Origin of the sequence: Lentzea sp. NPDC092896 (genome assembly GCF_044754905.1) — a bacterium.
In the GTDB taxonomy this organism is placed as follows: Bacteria; Actinomycetota; Actinomycetes; order Mycobacteriales; family Pseudonocardiaceae; genus Lentzea.
The window spans coordinates 312,902-339,256 of the sequence record NZ_JBIVPX010000004.1; the positions used below are offsets into that span (position 1 = coordinate 312,902).

The window sequence follows — 26,355 nt, forward strand, 5'->3', positions numbered from 1 at the left end:
CCCCGCCGGTCGTCCAGTCATCAACCCGATCCGTACCAACACGTTGTCAGGTGTCAGTCGCTAGTCGTGCCAAGGCTCGCGAGCTTGGTCGTCACCCCGGACCTGCGGCCTTGCTCGCCCGCCGGCCGGCGGACCGCACCGTGCGGCCCACGCTTCGCGAGCGTCAGCCGACCATCCCGATCAGACCCGAACCCAGCCCCCGACCCGACGCAAATCCCAGTCGCCCTAACTGAAAGGAGCGAGCCATCCCTACCGAACCGGAGCCTTGACGCCCTTGCCCTTGGCCGCGGCCTTGACCGCGATCCCCCGCAGGCTTAGGAACTTCAACCGAGGGTCCGAGAAGTAGTCCCAAGGTCCCGCGTCCGCCATCGCCCCCAAAGCCCGGAACTGCCCCACGGCTTCCTCGAACCGCTGCAGCTCAAGCAAAGCGTAGATCGCATACCCGCGGTCATCCCGAAGCGCGTAAGTGTCGGCACCCTCGTCCGCGAGCCGTGCCAGCAGCGCGTCCAGGGACCCCACGACCGCGGGCGACTTCCACATGTCCGGCGAGGTGCTCTCCGCCTCGTAGGCGGCGTGCAGCGGAAGGGACAGGAACTTGGGCGACTTGGCCGCCGCCTCGAGGGCGAACGCCAAGGCCTCCTCGTCGGAGCCGTGCCACTTGCGGCACCAGTACTGCAGGGCCTGCGAGTGTCCGTTGTGGTGCAAGGGATCGCGTGACACGAGTTCGGCCCAGATCGCGCGGAACTCGTCGTGGTCCACCTGCAGGCCGCGGGCGAGCGTCAGCATCGTGTTCCACGGGGTCGGGTCGTCCGGCATCACCCTGGCGGCGATGCCGGCGGCCTCGCGTGCCTCGAACAGGACGCGGTGGAAGCCGTCGAACTGTTCGCGGGTGGTCTCGGAGGAGGTGGCGCTGCCGCGGATGTCCCAGGCCAGGGCGACCAGCGACATCGCGTGCACCACGATCCAGTGCGGGTCACCTGGGCGGGCGGTCTGCCAGGCGTCCATCCAGGCGTCGTCCTTGGCGGCGAGGTCGGCCAGGGCCCACACCACGCGCTGGCGGCGGTCCCAGTCGCCGTGGGTGGCGGTGACCAGGTCGGCGGCGTTCTCCCAGTTGCCGGCGCGGACGTCGTCCTTCACCGCGGCGAGGGCCAGGTCCTCGATCGGCGAGGTGGTCGTCACCTCGGCGTCGGGAACGAGGCCGTAGCGCTCGGGGTGCGTCTTGGGCAGGACGTGTGCCGCCACCACGTCGGCAGGGAGGTCGTCGATCTCCACGCCCAGCCGCTTCGCCTCGCGCATGAGGCGGATGACGGTGATGAGTTCCTTGGGCTTGAAGAGAAGTGAGAGCACCACGGGGTTTCTCCTGAACGTTCAGTGCGCTGGGCGGTAGTCGGGGGCCACACCGGCTGTGGCCAGCGCGGCGCGCAGGCCTTCGGTGCTGCCGTGGTCGGCGACCGCGGCGTCCAGGTGTTCGGCCATGTCGAAGTCGTTGGAGGAGGTGACGAACGTGGTCCGTCCCAGCCAGTCGAGCTCCCAGCGGGCGAGGCCCGCGTCGGAGAAGGCCAGTGCCACCAGCGCGGACAGCTCGGGCAGCACTTCGCCGCGGGCCATCTCGCGGCGGGCTCGGGCACCGGCGCCCGAGTTGCCCGGCCGGTGAGTGCCGAGATCGGCGAGGTGGCTGGCGTCCAGCGCGTCGAGCACCGTGGTCAGTGACGGACGCTGGTTCATCTTGACCGCGGACGCCTCCAGCAGTCGCTGGGTGCCGCGCACGACGCGGGCTCGGGCGCCGATGTGGCCGAGCGTGGCCCAGTCGACGCGTGCCTTCTCGGCGGCGTCGGACACCAGGGTGCTGAGCACGGCCGCGTCCAGCAACGGCATCGGGTCGGTCAGCAGTTCCAGCGCCGGGCGGTCGCCCCAGCCCGACTCCGGTTCGAGGCCGAGCGCCTCGATCGCGGCGACGCGGTCCCGCAGTGGCGGGTGCGAGTCGTACGGGCCGCGGTCCGGGTCGTGCGGGTGCTGGCGGATCTCCTCCAGCTCCTCGTGGAGTTCTGGGGAGGTGCGCAGGCGGGCGAAGCCGTCGAAGAACGTCGTGGGCAGGTAGCCGAGCTCCCACGCGACGGTCAGGTGGCGGTTGGTGAAGAGGTCCCACGCGGCGTCGATCACCGGCAGTTCGCGCAGTGCGGACGCGGCGGCGGACGAACCCGCGAGAGTCGCGGCGAGGCGGTCGGCGGCGAACTCCTGGCGCCGGCTGATCGCCTGGGAGACAAGGAGGTACAGCTTGGCGTAGCCGCGGAACAGCTTGGCGATCATGCGCTGGAACCACTGTTCGGCGTTCATGTGGGAACCGGCGCGCAGCATGGCGTCACGACCCGAGACGACGACGCCGGCGAGGCGCGTGTCCTTGTTGGCGTAGTGCCCGAGTTCGTGGGCGAGCACGGCTATGAGTTGCTTCTCGGTCAACGAGGTGAGCAACGGTGCACCGATGAACATCCTGCGCCGGAGCACGCGCAGGCCCAGGAAACGGGTGTCCTCGGCGACACCGGCGTTCACCGCGGCGAGGATCCGGATCTCGTCCGGCGGGCGGGTGCCCGCGTCGGCGGCCAGGCGGCGGACGAGATCCCAGAGCGCGGGCTGCTCCTCGGGAGTGACGAGGATGCCGGGCACCTCGTCGCGCTCGCGGCGCTCCAGCGAAATCAGGCCCTTGACCAGCGCGTACACCGCCGGAACGACGAACAGTGCCAGCTTCACACCGACGAACGGCCGCTCGATCAGGGCGTAGGTCTCCAGCGCGAGCAGGCCGCCGATCAACCCGAAGGCGAGGACGTAGAAACCGACGAGCAGTGCCACCGAGATGGCAGCACGCAACGAAACACGCATGAGTAAAGCGACCTTCCCCCAAAGCCCCCGGCGCCGCCCCCAGATGACGGCAGCACGAAGTGTGCACGAAAGCACGGTCACGACTCAATCCCGAAAAGACGGTCGGCCCGAAACGACAGGAGGTGTGTCAACCAGCCGATCGGCCAGTCCGCGTACCTCTGCGGGATGACATCCGCAGGTGCAGCTCCGGCCTTCAGATGGAGGTGGGGTAACGCTCGGTGTCCCTACGGTCACTGACGCAACACCTCATCTAGCGCTGGAGGTAGACCAGTGAGAGCAGGACAGCGAGGTGCCCGTCGGGGGATCACCGCGCTCGCGTTGTCGGCAGGCCTCGTCACCACCGGAACGATCACGGGGACGACGGCCGTCGCGCACGCGGGTGAGCAGTCATCGGGGCAGGGGGACCGGAGCGTCACGCTGATCACCGGTGACCGGGTGGAGCTGGCGGGAGACCGTGTCGTGCGGGTCGTGCCGGGTCCGGGCCGGGGCAGGCTCCCGGTGCGCACCTTCACGCGGGACGGGCATCAGCACGTGGTGCCCGCGGACGCGATCGCGTTGGTGGACAGCGGAAAGCTCGACCCGAGGTTGTTCGACGTGACGTCGTTGGCCGAGTTCGGCTACGACGACTCGCGGCGCACCACCGTCCCTGTGATCGTGCGGCCGGCGGCGGGCGCACGATCAGGCGTCACGGCGTTGGCGGCCAAGGGGTCGGTCAACGGGCTGGTGACCGGCACGGTCGAGAAGTCGGGCAGCGCCTGGGAGTCGCTGCGCGGTGGCGCCGTCGAGAAGGTGTGGCTGGACGGCGTTCGCAAGGTGTCGCTCGACCGCAGCACCAAGCAGATCGGTGCGCCGGCGGCCTGGCAGGCCGGTGTCACCGGCAAGGGCGTGAAGGTCGCGGTGCTCGACACGGGCGTCGACGAGAAGCACCCGGATCTGCAGGGCAAGCAGATCGCCGAGAAGAACTTCACCGACTCGCCGGACAACACCGACGAGGTCGGGCACGGCACGCACGTCGCTTCGACCATCGCCAGCAAGGGCGAGCAGTACCGCGGTGTCGCGCCGGACGCCGAGATCCTCGACGGCAAGGTCTGCCAGCCCGGCGGCTGCAGCGAGTCGGCGATTCTCGGCGGCATGCAGTGGGCGGCCGAGCAGGGCGCGAGCGTCATCAACATGAGCCTGGGCGGAGGTGACACCCCGGAGATCGACCCGATCGAGGAGGCCGTCAACCGGATCTCCCGGGAGACCGGCGCGCTGTTCGTCATCGCGGCGGGCAACTCAGGCGCCCCGGAGACGATCGGCTCGCCCGGTAGCGCCGAGTCCGCGCTGACCGTGGGCGCAGTGGACCGCAACGACGGCATCGCGCCGTTCTCCAGCCGTGGCCCGGCCGCGGACGGTGCGGTGAAGCCGGACGTCACCGCGCCCGGCGTCGACATCGTGGCGGCCGAAGCCGGTACGCAGGGCCACGTCTCGATGTCCGGTACGTCGATGGCGACGCCGCACGTGGCGGGTGTCGTCGCGCTGCTCAAGCAGCAGCACCCGGACTGGACCGGCGCGCGGCTCAAGGCGACCGTCATGGCGTCGGCCAAGGCGAATCCGTCGCTGACGGCGTTCGACCAGGGCACCGGGCGCGTGGACGTGCCGAAGATGCTGGCACAGCAGGTGATCGCCGATCCGGCGAACATCAACTTCGGCGTGCAGCAGTGGCCGCACGACGACGACCAGAAGGTCGTCCGCGACGTCACCTACCGCAACCCCGGCACGGAGCCCGTCACGCTCGACCTGAGCGTGGACGTGAAGGGACCGGACGGCAAGCCCTCGCCCGCCGGTCTCTTCACCGTGTCTCCCGCGAAGGTCACGATCCCCGCCGGCGGCGAGGCCAAGGCCACGATCACGGCTGACACCAAGGCGAACGCGCCGGACGGTGCCTACAGCGGCGCGATCGTCGCGTCGAACGGACTGCGCACGCTCGTGAGCGTCAACCGCGAGGTCGAGAGCTACGACACCGCCGTCGCGGTGCTCGGCAGTGACGGCAATCCGGCCGAGTCGCAGAGCACGGTCTTCGTCAACACCAAGACCGGCAAGGTCTATCCGGGACTGGCCAAGAACGTCCGCCTGCCCAAGGGCGAGTACCTCGTGGACAGCGCCGTCATCACCCCGGACTTCAAGGTCGCGTTCCAGGTGCAGCCGAAGTTCCAGGTGACCGGCAAGGGGTCGATCACGATCGACGCCCGCAACGCCAGGCCGGTCGCGCTCAAGACCCCCGACGCCGCCGCCAAGGGCATGATCGGCACCATCGGCTACTCCACCCAGATCGCCGGCAGGACCTTCGGCCACGGCTGGGCGTTCTTCGACGGACTGGCGGGTCAGGTGTCGACCGCGCAGATCGGTTCGGCCCCGCCGGGCTTCTCCACCACGATCGCCGAGCAGTTCCAGGGCACACCACGCGACGAGAAGACCCCGGTCAGCTATCGCCTGATGTACACCGAGAACGCGATGCCGACCGGCTACGAGCGCACCGCCAAGGCGAACGAGCTCGCCGAGATGACGACGAGCTTCCGCTACGCCGGTGAGGGCCGCCAGCACGGCATCGCCGTGATGCCGAACCCTGACGACGGCAGCGGCGGCTTCGGCTGGTTCACGCGGGTGCCGGAAGGCGGCCGCGCGATCGACCTCGTCTCGACCGTCACCGGCACGTGGAGCTGGATCTACGACCGAGTCGGCCCGGACAACAACAACGAGTACTCGACCGAGACGCCCGCGCGTTCCTTCAGGGGCGGCAAGAAGTACTCGCAGACGTTCGGCGCCGCGGTCTTCGGCCCGTCCGTCCCGTCGGCGCCCGGCTTCGGCCTTGCGAGGCTTGAGGACCAGATCGCCGTCAGGGTGCCGCTCTTCACCGACAGCAACGGCGGTGCGGGCAGGTTCAACGGCGGAACGGCGAAGACCTCGTTGTTCCACAACGGAACCTTGCTCGGCGAGCAGGACCGTCCGGCCGCGATCTTCGACGTCCCGGCGGCGGAAGGCACCTACCGGGCCGAGATGGAACACAGCCGTGACGCGGAGCTGTCGAACAAGGTGAGCGGCGCCTGGACGTTCAAGGCCAAGCACACCACCGACATCACGCACCTCCCGCTCACGGTGGTCCGCTTCCTGCCCAAGCTCGACGACAAGGACACCGCGCACGGCCGGGTGCTGCTCGTCCCGCTGAAGGTCGAGCAGGCGCAGAACACGCCGAAGGTCAAGCGCGTCACCGTCGAGGTGTCCTTCGACGACGGCGCGACCTGGAAGCAGGTGCAGGTCGCCGGCGACAAGGCGATCGTGCACCACCCGAAGAACGCCAAGTTCGCCTCGCTGCGCGCCAAGACCACGGACGCGGCCGGCAACACCGGCGAGGTGACGATCATCCACGCCTACAAGATCGCGAGCTGACCGACCGGCACTGGCCGATCAGTTCTGACGGGCCAGAACTGTCAGACCCGCTGACTAGCATTGGATTCGGGGGATCCACCCTCCGGCCTCACGGGGCCTGGGATCCCCCGAATCCGAGCTTACTCAGCGGGTCTGACACTTTTCAGGAGCGGGCTCACGGCCGCCGGTACTGCGCGGGCGAGCCCACCGTCGCCGGGTCCTCGTAGCTCCCGGCCTTGCCCCGATCGACGTGGAACGTGGTCAGCGTCGACACCGGCGACGCCGCGTCCCGCCGGTCCCCGATCACCTTCATGTGCGTGGTGAACCGCTCCGGCGTCACCTCGTACACGTCGTAGCCGTACCTGTTGCCCTCGAAGTACTTCAGGTGCGGGTTCGCCGCCCCCATCACCGGCCCGTTCACCGCGTTCCACTCCGGCGAGTAGGCGCCGGAGGTGACCGAGTGCGCGGTGAACTCCGTGCCGATCACCGGCGACGAGAGGTCGTCGAAGTCCGGCCGGATGTCGTCCACGAACGCCGAGTGCCAGTCGCCGGTCAGCACGACGAGGTCCTTCAGGCCTTCCGAGGCGACGTGGCCGAGCACCTCGCGGCGTTCGGCGAGGAACCCGTCCCACTGGTCGGTGAAGTAGTAGCCGCCGCCGGTACGGGCGAGCTGCGACAGCATGATCGAGTTGATCCACACCTGCCAGGCTTCTCGAGCGGAAGAAACGCCGTCCAGCAGCCACTTCTTCTGCTCGGCGCCCAGGATCGTGCCGCCGGCGACGTTCTGCGCGGACCGGTACTGCCGCAGGTCCAGCACCGTCAGGTCGAGCAGCGAACCCCACTGGCGGTTGCGGTGGATCTGCGGCTCGAGAGCGCTCCCAGCGCGGATCGGCAGGTGCTCGTACCAGGCCTGGTACGCGGCGGCCCGGCGCTTCACGAACGGCGCGGAGCCGTCGGTGCCGCTGTAGTCGTTGGCGACCTCGTGATCGTCCCAGGTGAGGAAGAAGGGATGAGCGGCGTGGGCGTCGCGCAGTGACGGATCGCCCTTGTACAAGGCGTGGCGGCGCCGGTAGTCCGCAAGGGACAGCACGGCGGGGCCCTCGTGATCACGCACGTGCGTGCCGCCGACCTGGCCGTGTTCGTAGATGTAGTCGCCCAGGTGCACGACGAAGTCCAGGTTCTCGGCCGCGATTCCGCGATGTGCCGCGTAGAAGCCGTCGTGGAACGCCTGGCAGTTCGCCGTCGCGAAACGGACCTTCGAAACCGGGCCGACCGGGGCCGTGCGCGTGCGGCCGACGCGAGAACGCTTGCCCAAAGCCGAGAACTGGTAGTAGTAGGTGCGGCCGGGACGGAGGCCGTGCACGGGCACGTGCACGCTGTGCCCCAACAGGTTCGACGCCGCGACGGTCCCGCACGCGATACGCGAACGCATCGTGCGATCCAGCGCGACCGACCACTCGACCTCGACGATCTCGGGCAGCGGCTGCTCGAACGCCAGTGGTTCGGGAGCGAGCCGCGTCCACAGGATCACGCTGTCCGGCAACGGGTCCCCGGATCCGACGCCCAGCGTGAACGGCGCGGGATCCCACGAGGCGCCCAGGTCGAGAGCGGCGGCGTGCGCCTGCGCGGGGGACAGGCCGGCCGACAGCGGCCACACGGTGCCGAGAGCGCCGGCGGCGGCCGCGGCACGCAGGAGATCACGTCGGTTCAGCATCAGCGGGCCTCCACCGTGAACGAGATGTTGTCCGCGTAGCCGTCGTTCGACGTACCACCACCGGATCGGGTCATCTGCAGCGTCACGACCGCCGTCCGGCTCCCCGGCGGCACCGTGCCTCGGGCAGAGCGCTCCAGCAGGCCGGTGCGACCGGAGCGCTCCTCCGCCGTCACCGGTCCGAGCACCACGAGACCGCGCGGTGTGCCGCCCGAATCGAGGAACTCGACCGACAGCCGGGCCCCGTCCTGCTGCGCGGCGTAGCCGCCGAGCCAGCAGGACACGGCGAACTGAGACGGCCTGCGCGGCAATGTCACGCTCTGTCGCAGTGTGCTCAGTGGCGTGTCGCCGCCGCCGAAGAACGACGAGCCGCGCCGCGCCGGACCGGGATCACCGGGCCCCGGATACCCCTGGCCCGTGTCGTACCGCAGCACGACGGGGGCGCCCGCGACGACGAGCCAGCCGGTCAGGCCCTGCTCGGCGGCGCCGTTGACGATGAGTTCGGTCATGGCACTGATCCGAGCAAGCGGGGCTGTCCCGGACGGATCACGAGGCCGAACGAGGTGTGAACGGAAGGCCACAAGGGGCTTGAGAGAGCCTCACGAAGGCCTCACCGCTGCCCCAGGAGGATGATGGTGACAGATCAGACCGTATGAGAAGGCCGACTGGGTAGTCGCCGGGGCGCGCGGATCGTATCCTGGAAGGTGACGTCCCCAGGGTGGGTCGTCCGCCGGGTTCGGCGGAAACCGAAAACACCCGGCGCCCGCGACCGCTGTGCCGGAGGAGGAACGATGCCACTCTCCGAGCACGAGCAGCGACTGCTCGACCAGATCGAGCGCGCGCTCTACGCCGAGGACCCGAAGTTCGCATCTACCGTACGGGGCGCCAAGTTGCGGCGGCCGTCCAAGCGACGCCGCGTGCAGGGCATCGCGTTGTTCGTGGTCGGCGTGGCCGCGCTCATCACCGGCGTGATGCTCCCGCAGCTCGCGATCGCCAGCATCCCCGTGGTGAGCGTCTTCGGCTTCCTGCTCATGTTCTTCGGTGTGCTCATCACCCTGACGACACTGCGTCGCGGTGACCAGGTCGCCGAAGGAGCGCAGGAGGACGGCAAGCCCGCGCGCAGCCGCAGCTCGTTCTCCGAACGGATGGAAGAGCGCTTCCGCCGCCGCTTCGACGAAGAGCAGTAACCGACCAAGCCTCAAAGCGATGGGCCCGCCCCCGAACAGGGAGCGGGCCCATCGTCATGCCACGGACCTACACCCCGACCGGCTCCCGGTCGGGCGTCTCGGCCATCGGCGCGGGCGTCGGCTTGAGCACCGACTTCGGGAACAGCTTCGCCCGCAACGACAGCGGGGCGTTCTGTCGCAACGACTGTCGCACCGCGGCCAGCGCACCGGGCAACGCCGGGTCGGCGGCCGGGTTCGGGCTGTACCAGGACCGCTCGATCGCCCCGATCACCAGCCGCAGCCCGTCCTTGCCCGCGTCGTCCAGGTTGTGCTCGCGCGCCAACCGGCGAGCGGCGAGCCTGATCGTCTCGGCGGCCGGCACCGGCGCGCCGCGGTCGATCGACTCCGCCATGAGCTCGCTCCACGCCGCCGTGGCCGCACCCGGACCGAGTGCCGTCACCGCGTGCAGCCGGTTGCGCCGTCGCACGCCACGCACCAGCAACGGCGTGAACACGACCCCGGCGATCACGAGCACCACCGCGAGCCACCACGAGAGCAACGCCGCCGCGAGCCCCACGCCGATCAGCCACAGCCCGGCCGCGGCCGGTATCAGCAGCTTGCGCGCCCACGACACGCCCATCAGGCCCGCGCCGACCACGCCGAGCAGCGCGAGGACCAGGAAGATCGACAGCAACGCCGCCAGCACCAGCACCACCCCCAACGCCCACAGGTGCCACGGCTGCGGGCCCTCGGAACCCGCCTGCGGCAGTCCCTGGTCGCCGTCGGTGCCGTCGGGCGAGGTGGAGGCCTGGGCCGAACCGGTCGCGGACGGCGCCACCGAGGTCGCCGTCGTCTCGGCGGTCGGCTGCTCCTCCTGGCCCGGCGCGGTCTCGCGCAGGTACGGCGGGACGATGCCGCGGCCGTCGGAGACCGGGGTCGGGTCGAAGGTCATCCAGCCGTAGTTCGGGAAGAAGATCTCGACCCACGCGTGCGCGTCGTCGGTGCTGATCACGCGGTACGCGTTGTCCGCGGACGGCACGCCTGCGGTGAAGCCGATCGCCACCCGCGACGGCAGGCCCACGACGCGGGCCATCACGGCCATCGCGGACGCGAACTGCTCGCAGTAGCCGACCTTGCTCCGCAGCACGAAGTCGCTCAGCGCGTCCGTCGTGACGTCGCCCTTGGTCTCGAGCTGGTACTTGAAGTTGCTGGTGGGGCTGTTGAAGAACGCCGTCAGCGCGGCGGCCTTGTCGAAGTCGTTGGTGGCGCCCTCGACGGTCTTCTTGGCGAGGTCCACCACCTCCTGCTCGACACCGTCGAACTTGTAGTACTCGCGATCGACCGCGTTGGCCTGGGTCGGTGCCAGCCGCAGCGCCTGCTTCGTCGGCGTCGACATCACCGTGTCGATCTCGTACGACTCCGGTTCGCGCTCCCGCTGGGTGTAGATCACGCCCTTCTTCGGGTCGAACTGGTAGTCGTCGTCCGGGGTGTCGATGCGGCGGACGGCGCCGTAGGTCGGCAGCCAGAAGCTCCGCCAGTCGCGCGGCTCGATGTTGATCCGGGTGGTCTTGCCCTCGCCGCGGTCGCCCGGCTGCGGCGGAAGCTCACCGCGCGCGGGCTGTCCGCCGGGAGGACTGCCGCGTTCCCAGCCCTTGTTCGGCACGTACTGGGCCAGCGTGGACGCCCGCATGTACATCGGGTCGGTCATGCCGCGCACGTAGAACACCTCGGCCGTCCGGCCGCGGTTGAGCATGCCGCGCAGCGACGTCATCTCGCTCAGGCCGATGCCGCCCTTGCCGCCGCCACCGGCGCCGCTGCCGGGCAGCCTGCCGACCGTGCCGACGAGCGTGAAGCCCGCGCCGACGATCAGCGCGATCACCATCGCGATCGCCGCCACCGACGTCGCGGACCCGCCGGACCCGCTCGCCGACCCGGAACCGAGCCGGCCGCGCCACGCCTCGTGCCGGTGCTGGCCGTCGACCGCGAGCAGCATCGCGAACGCCGCCGCGCCCAGGATGAACGTCCAGAACGGCAGCATCTCGTCGGCCAGGGACGCGGGCACCGCGAACACGCAGAGCAGCACCAGCCCGGACGCCGCCGGAGCCGCCGCGGCCACGGCCAGCGTGTCGACCAGCACCGCGACCAGGCCGATCGCCAGCACCACGAGCGCCTGGATCGCCGGTGACGCGTGCACCGGCGGAACCCCGGTCTGCACCTGCGCAACGGAGTCCGCGAGCACGTCGCCGAGCTCGCCCAACGCCTCGGGGCCGGGGATGAACAGGAAGATGCCCGACCGCGTGTGCAACGCGGTGAGCAGGCACAACAGCACGAACACCTGGGCGATCGCGACCAGCGGTGGGGTCAGCCGGGTCGCTCGCAGGAACGCGCCGGTCACGGTGATCGCGACGATCACCACGCCGATCCGCGCGAGCCACAGGTCGCCCTCGATCACACCGGAGAGCGCGGTGGACGCGCAGAGCACGGCCAGCGCGGCGATCCACGGCGTCGCCGAGGTGAACCACTCGGGTTCGGTCCCTCTCGTCGCCGGAGCGGAACGGGTCCCCATCTCAGCCCACCTCCGAGCGCACCGACGGACCCCGGTTACCGGCCGAGGCGCACAACTCCTGCCACACCTGCTGCATCGACGCGGACGGCTTCGCGATCGCCACGCCCCAGCCCGCGCCGTTCAGCAACCGCCGGGCGTCCTCGGGTTCGGGAGCGGCCGAGTCCGTGCCGCCCGCCCACGCGTTCACGTCCAGCAGCACGGCCATGCTGCGCATCCCGCGCGGCCGGTACCGGATCAGCTCCTCCGCCGACGCCGGCGAGAGTCCGCCGAGCACCGCGATGACCTCCTGGCCAGCGCCGGGGTCCATCCCGCCGGTGAGCTCACGGCGGTGCGAGCCCTGCAACGCGGCGAGCGAGTCCAGCACCACGTGGTCGCTGTGCCCGCCCTCGGACGACCCGCCCGCGAGCACCCGCCCGTCCTCGGAGACCAGGCGCACCTGGTGACCGAAGTGGTGCAGGTGCAGGCAGATCGACGCCGCGAACGAGATGGCCCACTCCAGTGACGCCGTGGGGCCGCTACCGCGGTGCGCGTGCACCCGGTGGTCGAGCAGCACGGTCGTGCCGCCGCGCCACGGACGTTCCTCGACGCGCACCATCAGCTCGTCGCGCCGGGCCGTGGACCGCCAGTGGACCTTCCTCAGGTCGTCGCCCTGCCGGTACGGCCGCACGACCGCGTCGTCCTCGCCCTGACCGGCCCGCAGCCGCACCGAGCCGTCGTCGCCAGCGCCCATGCCGGAACCGCCGGGCAGACCGGACAGCCGCACCACCCGCGGCACCACGACCAGCCGCGACCGGCCCGCGAGTTCGCGGTCGAACTCGGCCAGTCCGAACGGGTCGGTGATCCGCGCCATCAGCGGACCGACCTGCTGGACGCCGCGCATCACCGGCTTGAGCGGGTAACGCAACGTCGTCGGCGTGTTGCGGGGCAACCGCTCCACCAGGAACCGCGGCCGCGCGCCCAGGGCGTACGGCACCGTGTCCTCCAGCATCAGCCCGCCCGTGGGCAGCCGACCGGTGCTGCGCAGGTCGAGTTTCACCTCGGACGCCGCACCCACCGGCACCCGGCTCGGGGCGAGGAACCGGGCGGCGTGCAACCCCACCCGAGCCCTCGTCGCGAGCCACGCGGCCAGCAGGGGCAGCGCGATCACGAACGCGGCGACCCGCAACAGGTCGCGTTCGTTCAGCACGGCGGCGCACACTCCGGCGGCGAACCCCGCGGCCAGCAAGCATCTTCCGCGTGTGGTCAGACCGGAGAGTGCGGTGCGCATCGTTAGCGTGGCGTCCCTGCGTTGTTGTTGTTCATGCTGCGGACGAACGCCGCGCTCGGGTCGAGTGCCGCCGTCGGCACCGGCACCCGCTGCAGCAGCGCCCTGATCAACTCGGCGGGGGACCGGCGAGCGGCCTGCGCCTCGGCCGTGAGCACCAGCCGGTGGGCCAGCACCGGGATCGCGATCGCGTGGATGTCGTCCGGCACCACGAAGTCACGACCGGCCAGCGCGGCTTGCGCGCGTGCGGCGCGGACGAGGTGCAACGTGGACCGCGGCGAGGCACCGAGTCGCAGTTCCGGCAGACGGCGCGTCGCCGAGACCAGTTCGACGGCGTACCGGCGGACCTCGGGGGACAGGTGCACCCGGCGCACGGCCTCGACCAGCCGCAGGATCTGCGCGGCGTCCGAGACGGGCCGCAGGTCGTCGAGCGGGTTGTGACCCGCGTGCTCGTCGACCATCGCCAGCTCGGCCTGCGGGTCCGGGTACCCGATCGACACGCGCGCGGTGAACCTGTCGCGCTGCGCCTCCGGAAGGGCGTAGGTGCCCTCCATCTCGATCGGGTTCTGCGTCGCGATCACCATGAACGGCGAGCCCAGCGGGTACGTGTTGCCGTCGACCGTGACCTGGTGCTCTTCCATGCACTCCAGCAGCGCGGACTGCGTCTTGGGGGAGGCGCGGTTGATCTCGTCGCCGACGACGATGTTCGCGAAGATCGGTCCAGGCCGGAACTCGAAGTCGTTCTCCTGCCTGTTGTAGATGGAGGAGCCGGTGATGTCGCTCGGCAACAGGTCGGGCGTGAACTGCACTCGGCTCACGGTGCAGTCGATCGAACGGGCAAGCGCTTTCGCCAGCGAGGTCTTGCCGACACCCGGCACGTCCTCGACCAGCAGGTGCCCCTCGGCGAGCAGCGTCACGAGCGCAAGGCGGACCACGTCTGGTTTACCGACGAGCACCCGCTCGACGTTGGCGGCGATCCGCTGGACCGCGCCGTGCAACTCTCCCAGAATCTGATCGACCGGCGCATGACTGTTCGCGCTTGGGCTTCCCGGCGTCACTAAACCTCCAGCAGCCGTGTCCGGAACACGGACGTGTGAGCGTTTCACGCAGTGTGTCAAACCACGGCTAAGTGCCCTACACCTGCGGGCTACATCGGGTTCGCTCCACCAGCATCCACCTTCCCCCACCAACTCGCCGCAACTCTCGGTTTTGGCGGAAATTTCTAGGCCGTTCGAGTGCTAAATCCGGGCTGAACCCTCACCCGCGAAGGTGGTGACTGACCAGCTCCCCCACCGTCCCCCCACGCTGCCCCACGGCGTCTACCTGGGAAAATGTGTCACGACATGCTGTGTGGACACCTGTTTCAACGTTGACTGTGGTGAAAAGTGGGGTACTGTGGCGGCCGGTGGGGCAGACGGGGGCTCCGCTGCCGGTCCGTCGCCCGGTGAGGGAGGTGGCTGCCGATGTTCCTCGGCACTCACTACCCGCGCCTGGACGACAAGGGTCGGCTGACACTGCCTGCGAAGTTCCGGGACGAACTGGCGGGAGGTCTCATGGTCACCAAGGGCCAGGACCACTGCCTGTACGTGTTTCCCCGGGCTGAGTTCGAACTGATGGCGAAGAAAGTCGCCGAGGCGCCGTTCACCAACGACGCCGTACGCGCCTATCAGCGTTATCTGTTCGCAGGTACGGACGAGCAGCGTCCGGACGGTCAGGGCCGCGTCCTGATCGCACCGGAACTGCGCCGGTATGCCGGGCTGACCAAGGAGTGCGTGGTCGTCGGCGCGTTCACCAGGATGGAGATCTGGGACGCGGCGGCCTGGCAGACCTATCTCGACGAGCACGAGGACGGCTACGCCACCGCTCGCGAGGAGGTCATTCCGGGCGTCTTCTGATGGCGGTCAGCCGAGCAACAGGCCGGATGTTCCACACGCGATTCGGGTGCCGTGAGGCCTCGGTCCGCTCGAGAATCGGCCCTGGCGCACCTTCCCCGGCGCCAGGTTCGACGGGCGGGCGGGGACCTGACGTCACCCGAAACGCGCATCAGGGGAGTAGAGGGACGATGGATCAGCCGCGGCACGTTCCGGTGCTGCTGGACCGCGTCCTGGAACTCTTCGCTCCAGCGCTTTCCGGCAAGCCCGCCGTCGTCGTCGACACGACGCTCGGCATGGGCGGCCACTCCGACGCGCTGTTGAGCGCCCACCCCGAACTCACGCTCATCGGGCTCGACCGCGACCCGCAGGCCATCGAGATGGCCGGCAAGCGTCTCGCTCGTCACGGTGACCGCGTTCATCTCGTCAACGTCACCTACGACCACATCGACGAAGCCGTGGAAGAACTCGGCTACTCGCGTGTGGACGGTGTGCTGATGGACCTCGGCGTGTCCTCGTTGCAGCTGGACGAGGAGGAGCGCGGGTTCGCGTACTCGAAGGACGCCCCGCTCGACATGCGGATGTCCAAGGGCACCGGCATGACGGCGGCGGACGTGCTGAACACGTACGGGCACGGCGACCTCGCGCGGATCCTCTCCACCTACGGCGAGGAGCGGTTCGCGGGCAAGATCGCGTCCGCGGTGCTGCGGGAGCGCGAGAAGGAGCCGTTCACCAACAGCGGCAGGCTCGTCGAGCTGCTCTACGCCGTCGTGCCCGCGGCCTCGCGGCGCACCGGCGGGCATCCGGCGAAGCGCACGTTCCAGGCGCTGCGGATCGAGGTCAACGGCGAGCTGGAGTCGCTGCGGCTGGCACTGCCCGCCGCGCTGGGCGTGCTGCGCGTCGGCGGCCGGATCGTCGTGGAGTCCTACCAGTCCCTCGAGGACCGGATGGTGAAGCAGGCGATCGCGGAGCTGGCGAAGTCCAAGACGCCGCCTGGCCTGCCGGTCGAGCTGCCCGGCCACGGACCCGAGGTCAAGTTGCTCACCAGGGGCGCGGAACTCGCGAACGAGAAGGAAATCGAGGACAACCCGCGTGCGGCGCCGGTGCGCCTGCGGGCGGCGGAGCGGATCGGAGAGCCGAGATGACGGCACCCGCACGGGTCGGTGGGTCGTCACCCCGCGACCCCTCCCCGAAGCAGGACAAGGGCCAGGAGAAGGACAAGGCCCGGCGGCGGACCGCCGGCGCCGAGCGTGCCTACGCGCGCCGGGCCCAGCGCGCCTCGAACCTGCGCGGCGGTTCCGCGAGCCCGCAGCAGAAGGCCGTGTCCAAGGCTCCGTTCGTCGTGCTGGTGATGCTCGTGCTGGGCGCGGGCGTCGCCGGGATCATGTACTTCTCCACCCAGGCCGCCGCCGACACCTACCGGCTGCAGGAGGCGCGGGCCGAGGCCGAGAAGCTGACGTTGCAGATGGAGCAGCTGCGCCGCGAGGTGGCGCTGCTCGAGTCGCCGACCGACCTCGCGCGCCGCGCGGGTGAGATGGGCCTGGTCGAGCCGTCCAACCCGGCACGGCTGCGGCAGAACGCGGACGGCTCCGTCGAGGAGTTCGGCAAGCCGAGCGCGCCGACCAAGTCGACGCCTCCGCCCCCGCCGTCCTCGGAGCCGCCCCCGCCGCCCGCGAGCCAGACCCCTCCGGCGGGTCAGCAGCCGCCGGCGGGCCAGACGCCCCCGGCGGGTGGCTGATGCCCGGTCCGCAGACCAGGGGACCGCGCCGTCCGTTGTCGGTGCGCGGCTCCCGCCCGGCCGCGCGCCTGGGCGGCAACAGCAGGCTGCGCATCGGCGTCGGCCGGGTCCTGCTGATCGGCGCCCTGCTGATCGCGGGCGTCAAGCTCGTGCAGGTGCAGGGCCTGCAGGCGGCCGAGCTGTCGGCGCAGGCGCAGAAGCAGCGCACGACGCCCATCGACATCCCCGCCGAGCGCGGGTCGATCCTCGACCGCAACGGCAACCAGCTCGCGTTCTCGATCGAGGTGCGCGCGCTCTACATCCTTCCGCAGCGTGCGCGTAAGGCCTGGGACGAAGCGCACGCGAAGGACGAGAAGAAGTACCCGGGGACCTACGAGGACCGCGCGCGAGAGATGGCCAAGTTCATCTCGTCGACGCTGGGTCCCGAGGTCAACGGGGAGAAGACCGACGAGGAGACCGTCTACCAGCAGCTCGTCAAGGACATCTCCTACGAGGTCCTGGTCAGCGAGGCGGAACCGGCCAAGGCCGCGAAGATCGTCGAGAAGTTCCCCGCGGAGATCGGCTCGGAGTACCGCTCCAAGCGCATCTACCCCAACGGCGACCTGGCGGCGAACATCATCGGTGCCGCGAACTGGCGCCAGGAGGAGAAGCCGCCGACCGTCCAGGGCATCCTCGGCCTGGAGAACGCCCAGGACAACGTGCTCGCGGGCCGCACGGGCCGCCGCGTGGTCGACACGATGTCCGGTGACGACACCCTCGTCATCCCGAACACCGAGCGCGAGCTCGTGAAGCCGCAGCCCGGCAAGAGCCTCGAACTCACCATCGACATCGACACCCAGTACGCGGTGCAGAGGATGGTCGCCGACTACGCGAAGAAGTCGGGCGCCAAGAACGCCTCCGCGGTCGTGCTGGACAGCCGTACCGGCGAGATCGTCGCGATGGCCAACGACAAGACCTACGACCCGACCAACTTCGGCGTGGCCGGCGAGGACCAGAAGCGCAACACCGCGGTCGCGTACAGCTTCGAACCCGGCTCCGTGAACAAGATCGTCACGGCTGCCGCCGCGGTCGAGTACGGCCTGTTCAAGCCGGACGACGTCGTGCAGGTGCCGGGATCGCTCAAGGTCGCCGACCGGACCATCAGGGACGCGTGGAACCACCCGACCGTGCCCATGTCGTTCACCGGCGTGTTCGCGAAGTCCTCCAACGTCGGCACGCTGCTCGCCGCGCAGGAGGTCGGCCAGGAGCGCTACGCCGAGATGCTGCAGAAGTTCGGTCTCGGCCGCCGCACGAACTCCGGTGTCCCCGCCGAGGAGGCGGGCCAGGTCCCGCCGCTCAACCAGTGGTCCGGCTCGACCTTCGGCAACCTGCCGATCGGCCAGGGCCTCTCGATGACGCTGCTGCAGATGACCGGCATGTACCAGGCCATCGCCAACGACGGTGTGCGCGTCCCGCCGCGGCTGATCCGCGCCGAGATCGGCGAGGAGGGCGCGCGTTCGGAGAAGCAGCGCCCGGACGGCGTGCGGGTGGTGTCGCCGGAGACCGCGAAGACCGTCCGGCAGATGTTCCGCTCGGTCACGCAGTCCGACCCGCAGGACGCGAACCAGAACGGCACTGGCAAGCAGGCCGCCCTTCCCGGCTACCAGATCGCGGGCAAGACCGGCACGGCGCAGCAGATCGACCAGAACTGCAAGTGCTACTCCCAGTCCCAGTACTGGATCACGTTCGCCGGCATCCTCCCGGCGGACAACCCGCGCTACGTCGTCGGCATCATGCTCGACGCGCCGACCGGCACCCAGTTCAGCTCCTCGGCCGCGCCGCTGTTCCACGACATCGCGACGTTCCTGACCCAGCGGTTCCAGGTGCCGATGTCGGTCGAGCAGACGCCGTTCGTGCAGCTGCAGCTGTGAGGGGCGCGCATTGTGGGCGGCGCGCCCCGGATCCACAAGGGGCGCCGGTGCGCCCAGGCGTGATTCCGTTGTTTTGACAGTGAAAACTTCTTCGTGTTGAGACGCATTTCATCACGTTTAATTCTCCGAAACCGGAGAGCTGAACGAGATGAGGTGCGTCGTGCGTTCCATCGGATATTCGATCTTGGCGTTCTTGCTGGGGACGGCGCCCGTCGTCCCTGTTCAGGCGCCGGAGGGCGAGTCTGACGTGAAGTCGTACTGGCTGCACATGAACAGCACGACGATCTCCGAGGAAATGATCGAAATCGAGGCGAACCGACGTTCGTACGTCGTGCTGAACGCCTGGGAAACCGATCTTGCCGCGAAGCTCAAGAAGGCGAACCCGGAGATTCAGACGTTCGTCTACAAAGATCTTTCGTCGACGCGCAGCTATGCCTGTTCCGGTGGTCGCGACGACGCCGATCTCCCCACGGGCGTCGGGTACTGCGCGGCCGACCCGTCGTGGTTCCTCGTCGATTCCGGCGGCAAGCGCTTCGAGTACGACGGCTACGAGGGCCACTGGCAGATGGACGTCGGAAACACCGGCTACCAGAACGCCTGGGCCGACAACGTGGTCGCGTCCTCGGCCAAGGTCTTCGACGGCGTGTTCATGGACAACGCCCTGTTCGCCTGCGACACCTACCACGACGGCGTCTGCCCGGCCGCGTACCCGACCGACGAGTCGATGCGCGAGGCCTACCGCTCGATGCTCGCGAACACCAGGCAGAAGTTCGTGGACGCGGGCCTCAAGACCGTCGCGAACATGTCCAACGCCCGCCTGCACGACGGCGCGTGGGACTCCTACGTCGAGCACCTCGACGGCGGCTTCGACGAGTGGTGGCTGACCTTCGGCGACAAGGACCTGCTCTCCGAGTACTCGCAGGGCTGGAGCCGGCAGATCGCCCAGATCACCGCCAACGAGGCCAAGGGCAAGATCACCTGGGTCCAGCCGCACCACAGCGGCGCCGAGCAGCCGTTCCGCTACGCCTTCGCGAGCTACCTGCTGGCCAAGGGCGAGCACGCGGCGATCTCCGAGATCGAGGAGACCGACCGCTACGACGACCCGTCGCAGTGGCGCACCGAGTACGACTGGGACCTCGGCGCGCCGCTGGATGAGCACCACGAGGTGGCCGCGAACGTGCACCAGCGCGACTTCGAGTGCGGCACCGTGCTCGTCAACGCGAACAAGACCGGCAGCGCGCCCGTCACCCTCCGGCTCGCCGAGACGCAGTTCAACGAGCACAACGCGCCGGTCACCTTCGTCGCCCTGCCGGGCACCACCGGAACCGTGCTGCGCAAGGCCTGTTAGAGCTTCGCGCGTTCGTCGTGCATCGGCTCCGGCCGGGCCACCAGCACCGGACAGGACGAGTGGTAGAGCGCCGCTCGCGTGACCAGCCCGACCCCGTCGTGCTGCCCGCCCCGCCCCACGACCACGAGGTCGGAGTCCAGCGCGGCCAAGGCCTCGTGCGGATGCCGTGACTCCACCACGACTTCGGGGGTCAGCTCGGGAGCGGTGGTGCGCAGGAACAGCACGGCCCGGCGGATCGTGGCCTCGTCACGCGGCACCGTGACGCCGTGCTGGGCCGGGAGGTGGATGTGCAGCAGGCGGAGCCGCGCTCGGCGGGTGCGGCAGAGCTCGACCGCGCGCCGCAGCACGACCGGGTCCTCGCACCCGCCGACGGCAGCGGTGATCCAGCCGTGTTCGCCGCGGATCGCCTCAGGGCGTCCGCGCACCACCACGACGCCGCACCGCGCGCGGCGCAACACCGGGAGGACGAGGGAGCCCAGCCCCAGGCTGCGGTGCTGTTCGCCTTTGCACCCCAAGACCAAGGTCGCGCTGGAGTCCGACGCCCTCACCAGTGCGGCCACCGGGTCGTCTCCGCTCGGGCGGAAGTGGGCGGTGAGCATGGGGAGTCGTTCCAGGACTCGCTGGACGGTGGTGTCGCCGGGGTCCGCGAGGTAGACCTGAAGATCCGTCCGGAGCGACCACGCGTGCCGCGCGGCCCACTCGAAAGCGTGATACGCGGACTCGGAAGTGTCGACTCCGACTGTCACGGAACGACTGAAATCGGGCGCCCAGAAGGAAAATCTCCTGGGCTCCACCGCCGTGCTGGTGTTCATTGCCGCCTCCTGCCGGTTCCTACCTCACCGCAGCCGCACTTATGGCCACAGGGCCCTAAGTCACAAAGCGGGCAGGAACTTGTTCGGCCGGACGGGCTCGCTGGACAGGACCAGCGACGGAGGCCACTCGAACGGCCCAGAGCCGCTGATCATCACCCGAACGCCAACGCGCCGCTCGGCCACTCTGTGTACGCCGGTAGCCTCTTGCCCGTGCCTGCCAAGCTCGAGGGCAAGGTCGCGACCGCCCCGCCCCGCCCCAACGCCATTCGCCCTGCTTCCGTGGCTGCTCTCGCCGCGGTGGCCGACGTGCACCTGACCCGGCCGGCGCATGCCGACGTCCAGGTGTCGGGGGTCACTCTGCGTGCACAGCACGTGGTCGCCGGAGACCTCTACGCCGCGCTGCCGGGTGCCAACGCGCACGGCGCCGACTTCGCCGCCACGGCGATCGCGAACGGTGCCGTCGCCGTGCTGACGGACGAGGCCGGAGCCGCCCGCGACGCTCTCAAAGACGTGCCCGTGCTGATCCACCCGCGCCCACGCGAGGTCGTGGGCCTGCTCGCCGCGCACGTCTACGGACAGCCGTCGAGCAAGATCAAGCTGTGGGGGGTCACCGGCACGTCCGGCAAGACCACCACCACGTACATGATCGAGTCGGTGCTGCGCGCCGCCGGGAAGAACACGGGCCTGATCGGCACGGTCGGCACCCGCATCGGCACCGAGCAGCTCGCCAGCTCGCACACCACGCCCGAGGCGCCGGACCTGCAGGCGCTGTTCGCGGTGATGGCCGAGCGCGGCGTCACCGACGTGGCGATGGAGGTGTCGAGCCACGCGCTGCAGCTGGGCCGCGTCGCCGCCACCGAGTTCGAGATCGGCGCGTTCACGAACCTGAGCCAGGACCACCTCGACTTCCACGCGGACATGGAGGAGTACTTCCAGGTCAAGGCGCAGCTGTTCGACGGTCGCGCGCGCAAGGAGGTCGTCTGCGTCGACGGCGAGTGGGGCGAGCGGCTCGTCAAGCCCGGCACCATCACCGTCGCCACGACCAAGCCCGCCACCTGGACCGCGAGCGACGTCGAGGTGAGCCCGACCGGTGAGCAGACGTTCACCGCGCACGGCCCGGACGGCGACATCCGCATCCACCTCCCGCTCGCCGGCAGCTTCAACATCGCGAACGCCCTGCTCGCCATCGCCTGCCTGCACGTCGAGGGCATCGGCGCGGAGGCGATCGCGGAGGGCCTGAAGAACGTCCAGGTGCCCGGCCGCATGCAGCGCGTCGACGAGGGCCAGGACTTCACGGCCGTCGTCGACTACTCGCACAAGCCCGCCGCCGTCGCGCTCGCGCTCGACGCCGTGCGCGCCAAGACCGAGGGCCGCGTGATCATCGTGCTCGGTTGCGGTGGCGACCGGGACCGGGCCAAGAGGCCGTTGATGGGCGAGGCCGCCGCGCAACGGGCCGAGGTGTTGATCATCACCGATGACAACCCCAGGAGCGAAGACGCGTCCTCTATTCGGGCCGCCATGCTCGAAGGGGCCCTCGCCGCGCACGACAGGGGCGAGGTGCTCGAGATCGGCGACCGGAGGCTCGCGATCCGCAAGGCCGTCGAGCTGGCACTTCCGGGGGACGTCGTCGTCGTGGCGGGCAAGGGACATGAGACGGGACAAGAGATCGCCGGCGTGATCCAACCGTTCTCGGACGTCGAGACGCTGACCGCCGCGATCAGAGAGGCGCACCGTTGATCGCACTCACGCTCGCCGAGATCGCTGAGATCGTCGGCGGACGCCTGCACGCGACCGATGGCAGTCCGGTGGTCACCGGCTCCATCGAGTTCGACACCCGCAAGGTCACCGAGGGGGGCCTCTTCCTGGCACTGCCCGGCGAGCGCGTGGACGGCCACGACTTCGCCGCGCAGGCCGTGGCGTCGGGCGCCGCCGGTGTGCTGGCGGGCCGCGAGGTCGACGCCCCCGCGGTGATCGCGCCGCCGGTGGAGACCAAGCACGCCAACGCCTACGTGCTCGCCGGCGACAAGACCGGTGAGGGCGCCGCGGTGCTCGCGGCGCTGGCCAAGCTCGCCCGCCACGTCACGGACCGCCTGAAGGACCTGACGATCGTCGGCATCACCGGTTCGGCGGGCAAGACGTCCACCAAGGACCTCATCGCCCAGGTGCTCAGCCCGACCGGCGAGACCATCGCGCCACCCGGTTCGTTCAACAACGAGCTCGGCCACCCGTGGACCGCGCTGCGCGCCACCGAGGACACCCGCTTCCTCGTGCTCGAACTGTCCGCCCGCGGCATCGGCCACATCGCGAACCTGACCGAGATCGCCCCGCCGAAAATCGGTGCCGTGCTCAACGTCGGCACCGCGCACGTCGGCGAGTTCGGCTCGCGTGAAGGCATCGCGCAGGGCAAGGGCGAGCTGGTCGAGTCGCTGCCCGAGGACGGCGTCGCGATTCTGAACGCCGACGACCAGCTGGTCGCGGGCATGGCGAGCCGCACGAAGGCCAAGGTCGTCCTGGTCGGCGAGAGCCCGAACGCGGACGTCCGCGCCGTGAACATCGAACTGGACGAGCACGCCCGCGCGAGCTTCACGCTGAAGACCGCGCAGGGCGACGCCCAGGTCAAGCTGTCGCTGAACGGCCCGCACCACGTGGGCAACGCGCTGGTCGCGGCCGCGATCGCCCTGGAACTGGGCGCCACGCCGGCCGAGGTCGCGCAACGACTGGGGGCGGCCGAACGGGTCTCCGCGCACCGCATGGTCATCACCGACCGGGCAGATGGCGTGACCGTCATCGACGACGCGTACAACGCGAACCCCGACTCGGTGCGGGCGGCGTTGAAGGCGCTCGCGACGATCTCGCGCGCCAGCACGCCCGCCCGCCGCAGCTGGGCCGTCCTCGGCCCGATGGCGGAACTGGGCGACGACGCGGTGCGCGAGCACGACGAGATCGGCCGTCTGGTGGTGCGCCTGGACATCAGCAAGCTGGTCGTCGTCGGTGAGGCGGCCCGCGCGATGCACCAGGGTGCGCACCTGGAAGGATCTTGGGGAGACGAATCCGTCAGGGTGCCGGACGCGGACGCGGCGATCGCGCTGCTCCAGGGGGAAGTCCGGCCCGGTGACGTCGTGCTGGTCAAGGCATCGAACGCCTATCGCCTGTGGCGCATTGCCGAGGCCCTGCTGGAGGCAGGAACCAAGTGAAGAGCATCCTGATCGCCGCAGCGATCGCACTGGCAGTGTCGATCCTGCTGACGCCCTACCTGATCAAGATCTTCTCCCGTCAGGGTTTCGGCCAGGAGATCCGTGAGGACGGTCCGCAGCACCACAAGACCAAGCGCGGCACGCCGACCATGGGTGGCCTCGCCATCCTGGTCGCGATGTGGGCCGGCTATCTCGGCACGCACCTGGTGAACTCGATGTCGGCCTCGGCGTCCGGGCAGACCCCGACGGCGTCCGGGCTGCTCGTGCTGATGCTGACGACGTCGCTGGGCATCGTCGGCTTCCTCGACGACTTCATCAAGATCCGCAAGGCCCGCAACCTGGGCCTGAACAAGACGGCGAAGCTGGTCGGCCAGTTCATCGCGACGATCACGTTCGCGATCCTGGTGCTCCAGTTCCCGAACAAGGACGGCCTGACGCCCGCGTCGGTCAACCTGTCGTTCGTCCGCGACATCACCGTGGTCTCGTTCGGCGTCATCGGGTTCATCGTCTTCTGCTACGGCATGGTCGCCGCGTGGTCGAACGCCGTGAACCTGACCGACGGCCTCGACGGCCTCGCCGGCGGTTCGTCGGCGATGGTGTTCGGCACGTACGTCGTGATCTCGTTCTGGCAGTTCCGCTACAACTGCTCCAGCTACGCCGTGGCCGGCTGCTACGACGTGCGCGACCCGCTGGACCTCGCGGTGATCGCCGCGGCCGCGATGGCGGGCTGCATCGGCTTCCTCTGGTGGAACGCCGCTCCGGCCAAGATCTTCATGGGTGACACCGGTTCGCTCGCGCTCGGCGGCCTCGTCGCCGGTCTCGCGATCGCGACCCGCACCGAGCTGCTGATGATCGTCATCGGTGGTCTGTTCGTGGTCGAGGCCCTGTCGGTGGCGTTGCAGGTCGCGGTCTTCCGCACCTCACGACGGCGGCTGTTCCGAATGGCACCGTTCCACCACCACTTCGAGCTCGCGGGCTGGGCGGAAACCACTGTCATCATCCGGTTCTGGTTGATGGGCGGCATCTGCTGCATGTTCGGGCTCGGCGTGTTCTACAGCGAGTGGCTGACGGGCGGTTTCTAGAGCTATGACCAAGCTGGCCGGAACGAAGGTGCTGGTCGCCGGTGCTGGAGTGACCGGCCGGTCCGCCGCGGAGGCGTTGCTCGCGGCGGGCGCCGAGGTCGTGGTGACGGACTCGTCGCCGGAACGGCTGGCGGCGCTGGAGACCATGCTCGAAGGCGTCGAACTGGTGCCGGGACTGGTCGAGCCTCCCGCCGGGACGTCGCTGGTCGTCACGAGCCCCGGCTGGCAGCCGTCGAGCCCGTTGCTCGCGGCCGCCTCGTCGGCGGGCATCGAGGTGATCGGCGAGGTCGAGCTGGCCTGGCGGATGGGCACCGAACTCGCCGACCCGCCGGTGTGGCTCGCGGTGACCGGCACCAACGGCAAGACCACGACGGTCGGCATGCTGGAGTCGATCCTGCACGCCGCCGGCGCGGATGCCGTGGCCTGCGGAAACGTCGGCCTGCCGGTCGTGGACGCACTGCTGGCGGGCCGCCGGGTGCTCGCGGTGGAGCTGTCGAGCTTCCAGCTGCACTGGGCGCCGTCGGTGCGGCCGCAGGCGGGCGCGCTGCTCAACCTCGCAGAGGACCACCTCGACTGGCACGGCGGCATGGACGCCTACGCGCAGGCCAAGGCCCAGATCCTCACCGGCGAGGTGGCGATCGGCTGGCTCGACGACGAACTCGTCGGCGACCTGCTGGAGGCCTCGCCCGCACGGGACCGGATCGGCTTCACCCTCGACGAGCCGGAGGACGGCCAGCTCGGCGTGCGCGACGGCTGGCTGGTCGACCGCGCGTTCGCCGACGACGAGGCGCTGGTCGAGATCGCGAAGATCCGCCCGGCAGGCCCTCCCGGCATCGCGGACGCTCTCGCCGCCACGGCCCTGGCGCGCGCGTACGGCGTGCCTTCCGAAGCCGTGCGCGAGGGCTTGGAGGCGTTCGAACCGGCCGCGCACCGCGCCGTGCTCGTCACGGTCGACGCGGCGGACGTCAAGTACGTCAACGACTCGAAGGCGACGAACCCGCACGCGGCCGTGGCCTCCCTGCGGGCGTTCGACAGCGTGGTCTGGATCGCCGGCGGACTGCTGAAGGGCGCGTCGGTCGAGGACATGGTCCGCACCGAGGCCCATCGCCTGCGGGGTGCCGTGCTGATCGGCGCGGACCGGCAGATCATCGCGGACGCGTTGGCGAAGCACGCGCCGGACGTGCCGGTGCGGGTGCTCGACGTCGCCGACGACGAGGACCCGATGCAGGAGATCGTCCGCACCGCGCAGGAGTTCGCGCAGTCCGGTGACACGGTGCTGCTCGCACCGGCGGCGGCGTCGATGGACATGTTCAGCGACTACGCGCACCGCGGGCAGGCGTTCACGGACGCCGTAAAGCGCCTGACGGGTGGCCGGTAGGGTGATGATGTCGTGACCGCCGGCCTTCACCGCGTC

The 26,355-nt window shown here is 69.9% G+C and carries 19 protein-coding genes; 11 read left to right on the top strand and 8 right to left on the bottom strand.

Translation table 11 applies throughout. The features are described from left to right. Positions 1 to 249: 249 nt before the first annotated feature. Positions 250 to 1,350 carry a DUF4034 domain-containing protein gene (locus tag ACIQF0_RS22420; RefSeq protein ID WP_401032109.1) on the bottom strand — a complete coding sequence of 367 codons (1,101 nt, stop codon included), beginning with the start codon at positions 1,348 to 1,350 and terminating at the stop codon, positions 250 to 252. 18 nt (positions 1,351 to 1,368) lie between these two features. Next, the gene (locus tag ACIQF0_RS22425) at positions 1,369 to 2,874 is read right to left on the bottom strand and encodes a M48 family metalloprotease (RefSeq protein WP_401032112.1); all 1,506 of its coding nucleotides are present in this window, start codon (positions 2,872 to 2,874) and stop codon (positions 1,369 to 1,371) included. A gap of 270 nt (positions 2,875 to 3,144) precedes the next feature. Here ACIQF0_RS22425 and ACIQF0_RS22430 point away from each other — a divergent pair, with 270 nt between their 5' ends. Beyond that, positions 3,145 to 6,300 carry a S8 family serine peptidase gene (locus ACIQF0_RS22430; protein WP_401032114.1) on the top strand — a complete coding sequence of 1,052 codons (3,156 nt, stop codon included), beginning with the start codon at positions 3,145 to 3,147 and terminating at the stop codon, positions 6,298 to 6,300. A 154-nt stretch (positions 6,301 to 6,454) separates the two neighbouring features. Here ACIQF0_RS22430 and ACIQF0_RS22435 read toward each other — a convergent pair whose 3' ends face one another. Beyond that, on the bottom strand, positions 6,455 to 7,993 hold the full coding sequence (locus ACIQF0_RS22435; RefSeq protein WP_401032117.1) for an alkaline phosphatase D family protein: 1,539 nt from the start codon (positions 7,991 to 7,993) through the stop codon (positions 6,455 to 6,457). Continuing rightward, complete coding sequence (locus tag ACIQF0_RS22440; protein ID WP_401032119.1) at positions 7,993 to 8,499, bottom strand: hypothetical protein; 507 nt, start codon at positions 8,497 to 8,499, stop codon at positions 7,993 to 7,995. The genes ACIQF0_RS22435 and ACIQF0_RS22440 overlap by 1 nt, the downstream gene beginning before the upstream one ends. 282 nt (positions 8,500 to 8,781) lie before the next feature. Here ACIQF0_RS22440 and ACIQF0_RS22445 point away from each other — a divergent pair, with 282 nt between their 5' ends. After that, positions 8,782 to 9,177 (top strand): DUF3040 domain-containing protein, encoded by a 396-nt coding sequence (locus tag ACIQF0_RS22445; RefSeq protein WP_401032122.1) that lies wholly within the window; start codon positions 8,782 to 8,784, stop codon positions 9,175 to 9,177. Positions 9,178 to 9,244: 67 nt separating this feature from the next. On the opposite strand, the gene ACIQF0_RS22450 is transcribed toward ACIQF0_RS22445, so the two are convergent. Genes ACIQF0_RS22450 through ACIQF0_RS22460 form a run of 3 tightly spaced genes read right to left on the bottom strand, consistent with a single transcriptional unit; the run spans position 9,245 to position 14,044 of the window. Beyond that, entirely contained in the window at positions 9,245 to 11,722 is a 2,478-nt protein-coding gene (locus tag ACIQF0_RS22450; RefSeq protein ID WP_401032125.1) for a transglutaminaseTgpA domain-containing protein, read from the bottom strand. Position 11,723: 1 nt separating this feature from the next. Further along, entirely contained in the window at positions 11,724 to 12,989 is a 1,266-nt protein-coding gene (locus ACIQF0_RS22455) for a DUF58 domain-containing protein (RefSeq protein ID WP_401032128.1), read from the bottom strand. Positions 12,990 to 12,991: 2 nt separating this feature from the next. After that, a complete protein-coding gene (locus ACIQF0_RS22460) occupies positions 12,992 to 14,044 on the bottom strand; it encodes an AAA family ATPase (RefSeq protein ID WP_396426017.1) in 1,053 nt (350 codons plus the stop codon). 405 nt (positions 14,045 to 14,449) lie between these two features. Between ACIQF0_RS22460 and mraZ the strand changes: the two genes are divergently transcribed. The 5 genes from mraZ to ACIQF0_RS22485 all read left to right on the top strand — a co-directional run bounded on the left by mraZ (position 14,450) and on the right by ACIQF0_RS22485 (position 19,853). Then, on the top strand, positions 14,450 to 14,881 hold the full coding sequence (gene mraZ / locus ACIQF0_RS22465; protein ID WP_360048099.1) for a division/cell wall cluster transcriptional repressor MraZ: 432 nt from the start codon (positions 14,450 to 14,452) through the stop codon (positions 14,879 to 14,881). A 167-nt stretch (positions 14,882 to 15,048) separates the two neighbouring features. Beyond that, positions 15,049 to 16,002: a 16S rRNA (cytosine(1402)-N(4))-methyltransferase RsmH gene (gene rsmH, locus ACIQF0_RS22470; protein WP_401032133.1), complete on the top strand. Its 954-nt coding sequence runs from the start codon at positions 15,049 to 15,051 to the stop codon at positions 16,000 to 16,002. After that, complete coding sequence (locus tag ACIQF0_RS22475; protein ID WP_401032136.1) at positions 15,999 to 16,595, top strand: hypothetical protein; 597 nt, start codon at positions 15,999 to 16,001, stop codon at positions 16,593 to 16,595. The genes rsmH and ACIQF0_RS22475 overlap by 4 nt, the downstream gene beginning before the upstream one ends. After that, positions 16,595 to 18,505 carry a peptidoglycan D,D-transpeptidase FtsI family protein gene (locus ACIQF0_RS22480; RefSeq protein ID WP_401032139.1) on the top strand — a complete coding sequence of 637 codons (1,911 nt, stop codon included), beginning with the start codon at positions 16,595 to 16,597 and terminating at the stop codon, positions 18,503 to 18,505. The genes ACIQF0_RS22475 and ACIQF0_RS22480 overlap by 1 nt, the downstream gene beginning before the upstream one ends. A gap of 160 nt (positions 18,506 to 18,665) precedes the next feature. Further along, positions 18,666 to 19,853, top strand: a complete 1,188-nt coding sequence (locus ACIQF0_RS22485; protein WP_401032142.1) for a putative glycoside hydrolase — start codon at positions 18,666 to 18,668, stop codon at positions 19,851 to 19,853. Here the strand turns inward: ACIQF0_RS22485 and ACIQF0_RS22490 are convergent. Next, complete coding sequence (locus tag ACIQF0_RS22490; RefSeq protein ID WP_401032145.1) at positions 19,850 to 20,599, bottom strand: universal stress protein; 750 nt, start codon at positions 20,597 to 20,599, stop codon at positions 19,850 to 19,852. The genes ACIQF0_RS22485 and ACIQF0_RS22490 overlap by 4 nt on opposite strands. A 276-nt stretch (positions 20,600 to 20,875) precedes the next feature. Between ACIQF0_RS22490 and ACIQF0_RS22495 the strand changes: the two genes are divergently transcribed. From ACIQF0_RS22495 to murD, 4 genes are read left to right on the top strand one after another with little or no spacing between them, the layout of a single operon-like run. After that, positions 20,876 to 22,402: a UDP-N-acetylmuramoyl-L-alanyl-D-glutamate--2,6-diaminopimelate ligase gene (locus tag ACIQF0_RS22495; protein ID WP_401032148.1), complete on the top strand. Its 1,527-nt coding sequence runs from the start codon at positions 20,876 to 20,878 to the stop codon at positions 22,400 to 22,402. Then, positions 22,399 to 23,859: a UDP-N-acetylmuramoyl-tripeptide--D-alanyl-D-alanine ligase gene (gene murF, locus ACIQF0_RS22500; protein WP_401032151.1), complete on the top strand. Its 1,461-nt coding sequence runs from the start codon at positions 22,399 to 22,401 to the stop codon at positions 23,857 to 23,859. Before ACIQF0_RS22495 ends, murF begins: the two co-directional genes overlap by 4 nt. Continuing rightward, positions 23,856 to 24,941 (top strand): phospho-N-acetylmuramoyl-pentapeptide-transferase, encoded by a 1,086-nt coding sequence (gene mraY, locus ACIQF0_RS22505; RefSeq protein WP_319977341.1) that lies wholly within the window; start codon positions 23,856 to 23,858, stop codon positions 24,939 to 24,941. Before murF ends, mraY begins: the two co-directional genes overlap by 4 nt. Before the next feature lie 4 nt (positions 24,942 to 24,945). Beyond that, positions 24,946 to 26,319, top strand: coding sequence for a UDP-N-acetylmuramoyl-L-alanine--D-glutamate ligase (gene murD, locus ACIQF0_RS22510; protein ID WP_401032155.1), 1,374 nt, complete (start codon positions 24,946 to 24,948; stop codon positions 26,317 to 26,319). Positions 26,320 to 26,355 lie beyond the last annotated feature (36 nt).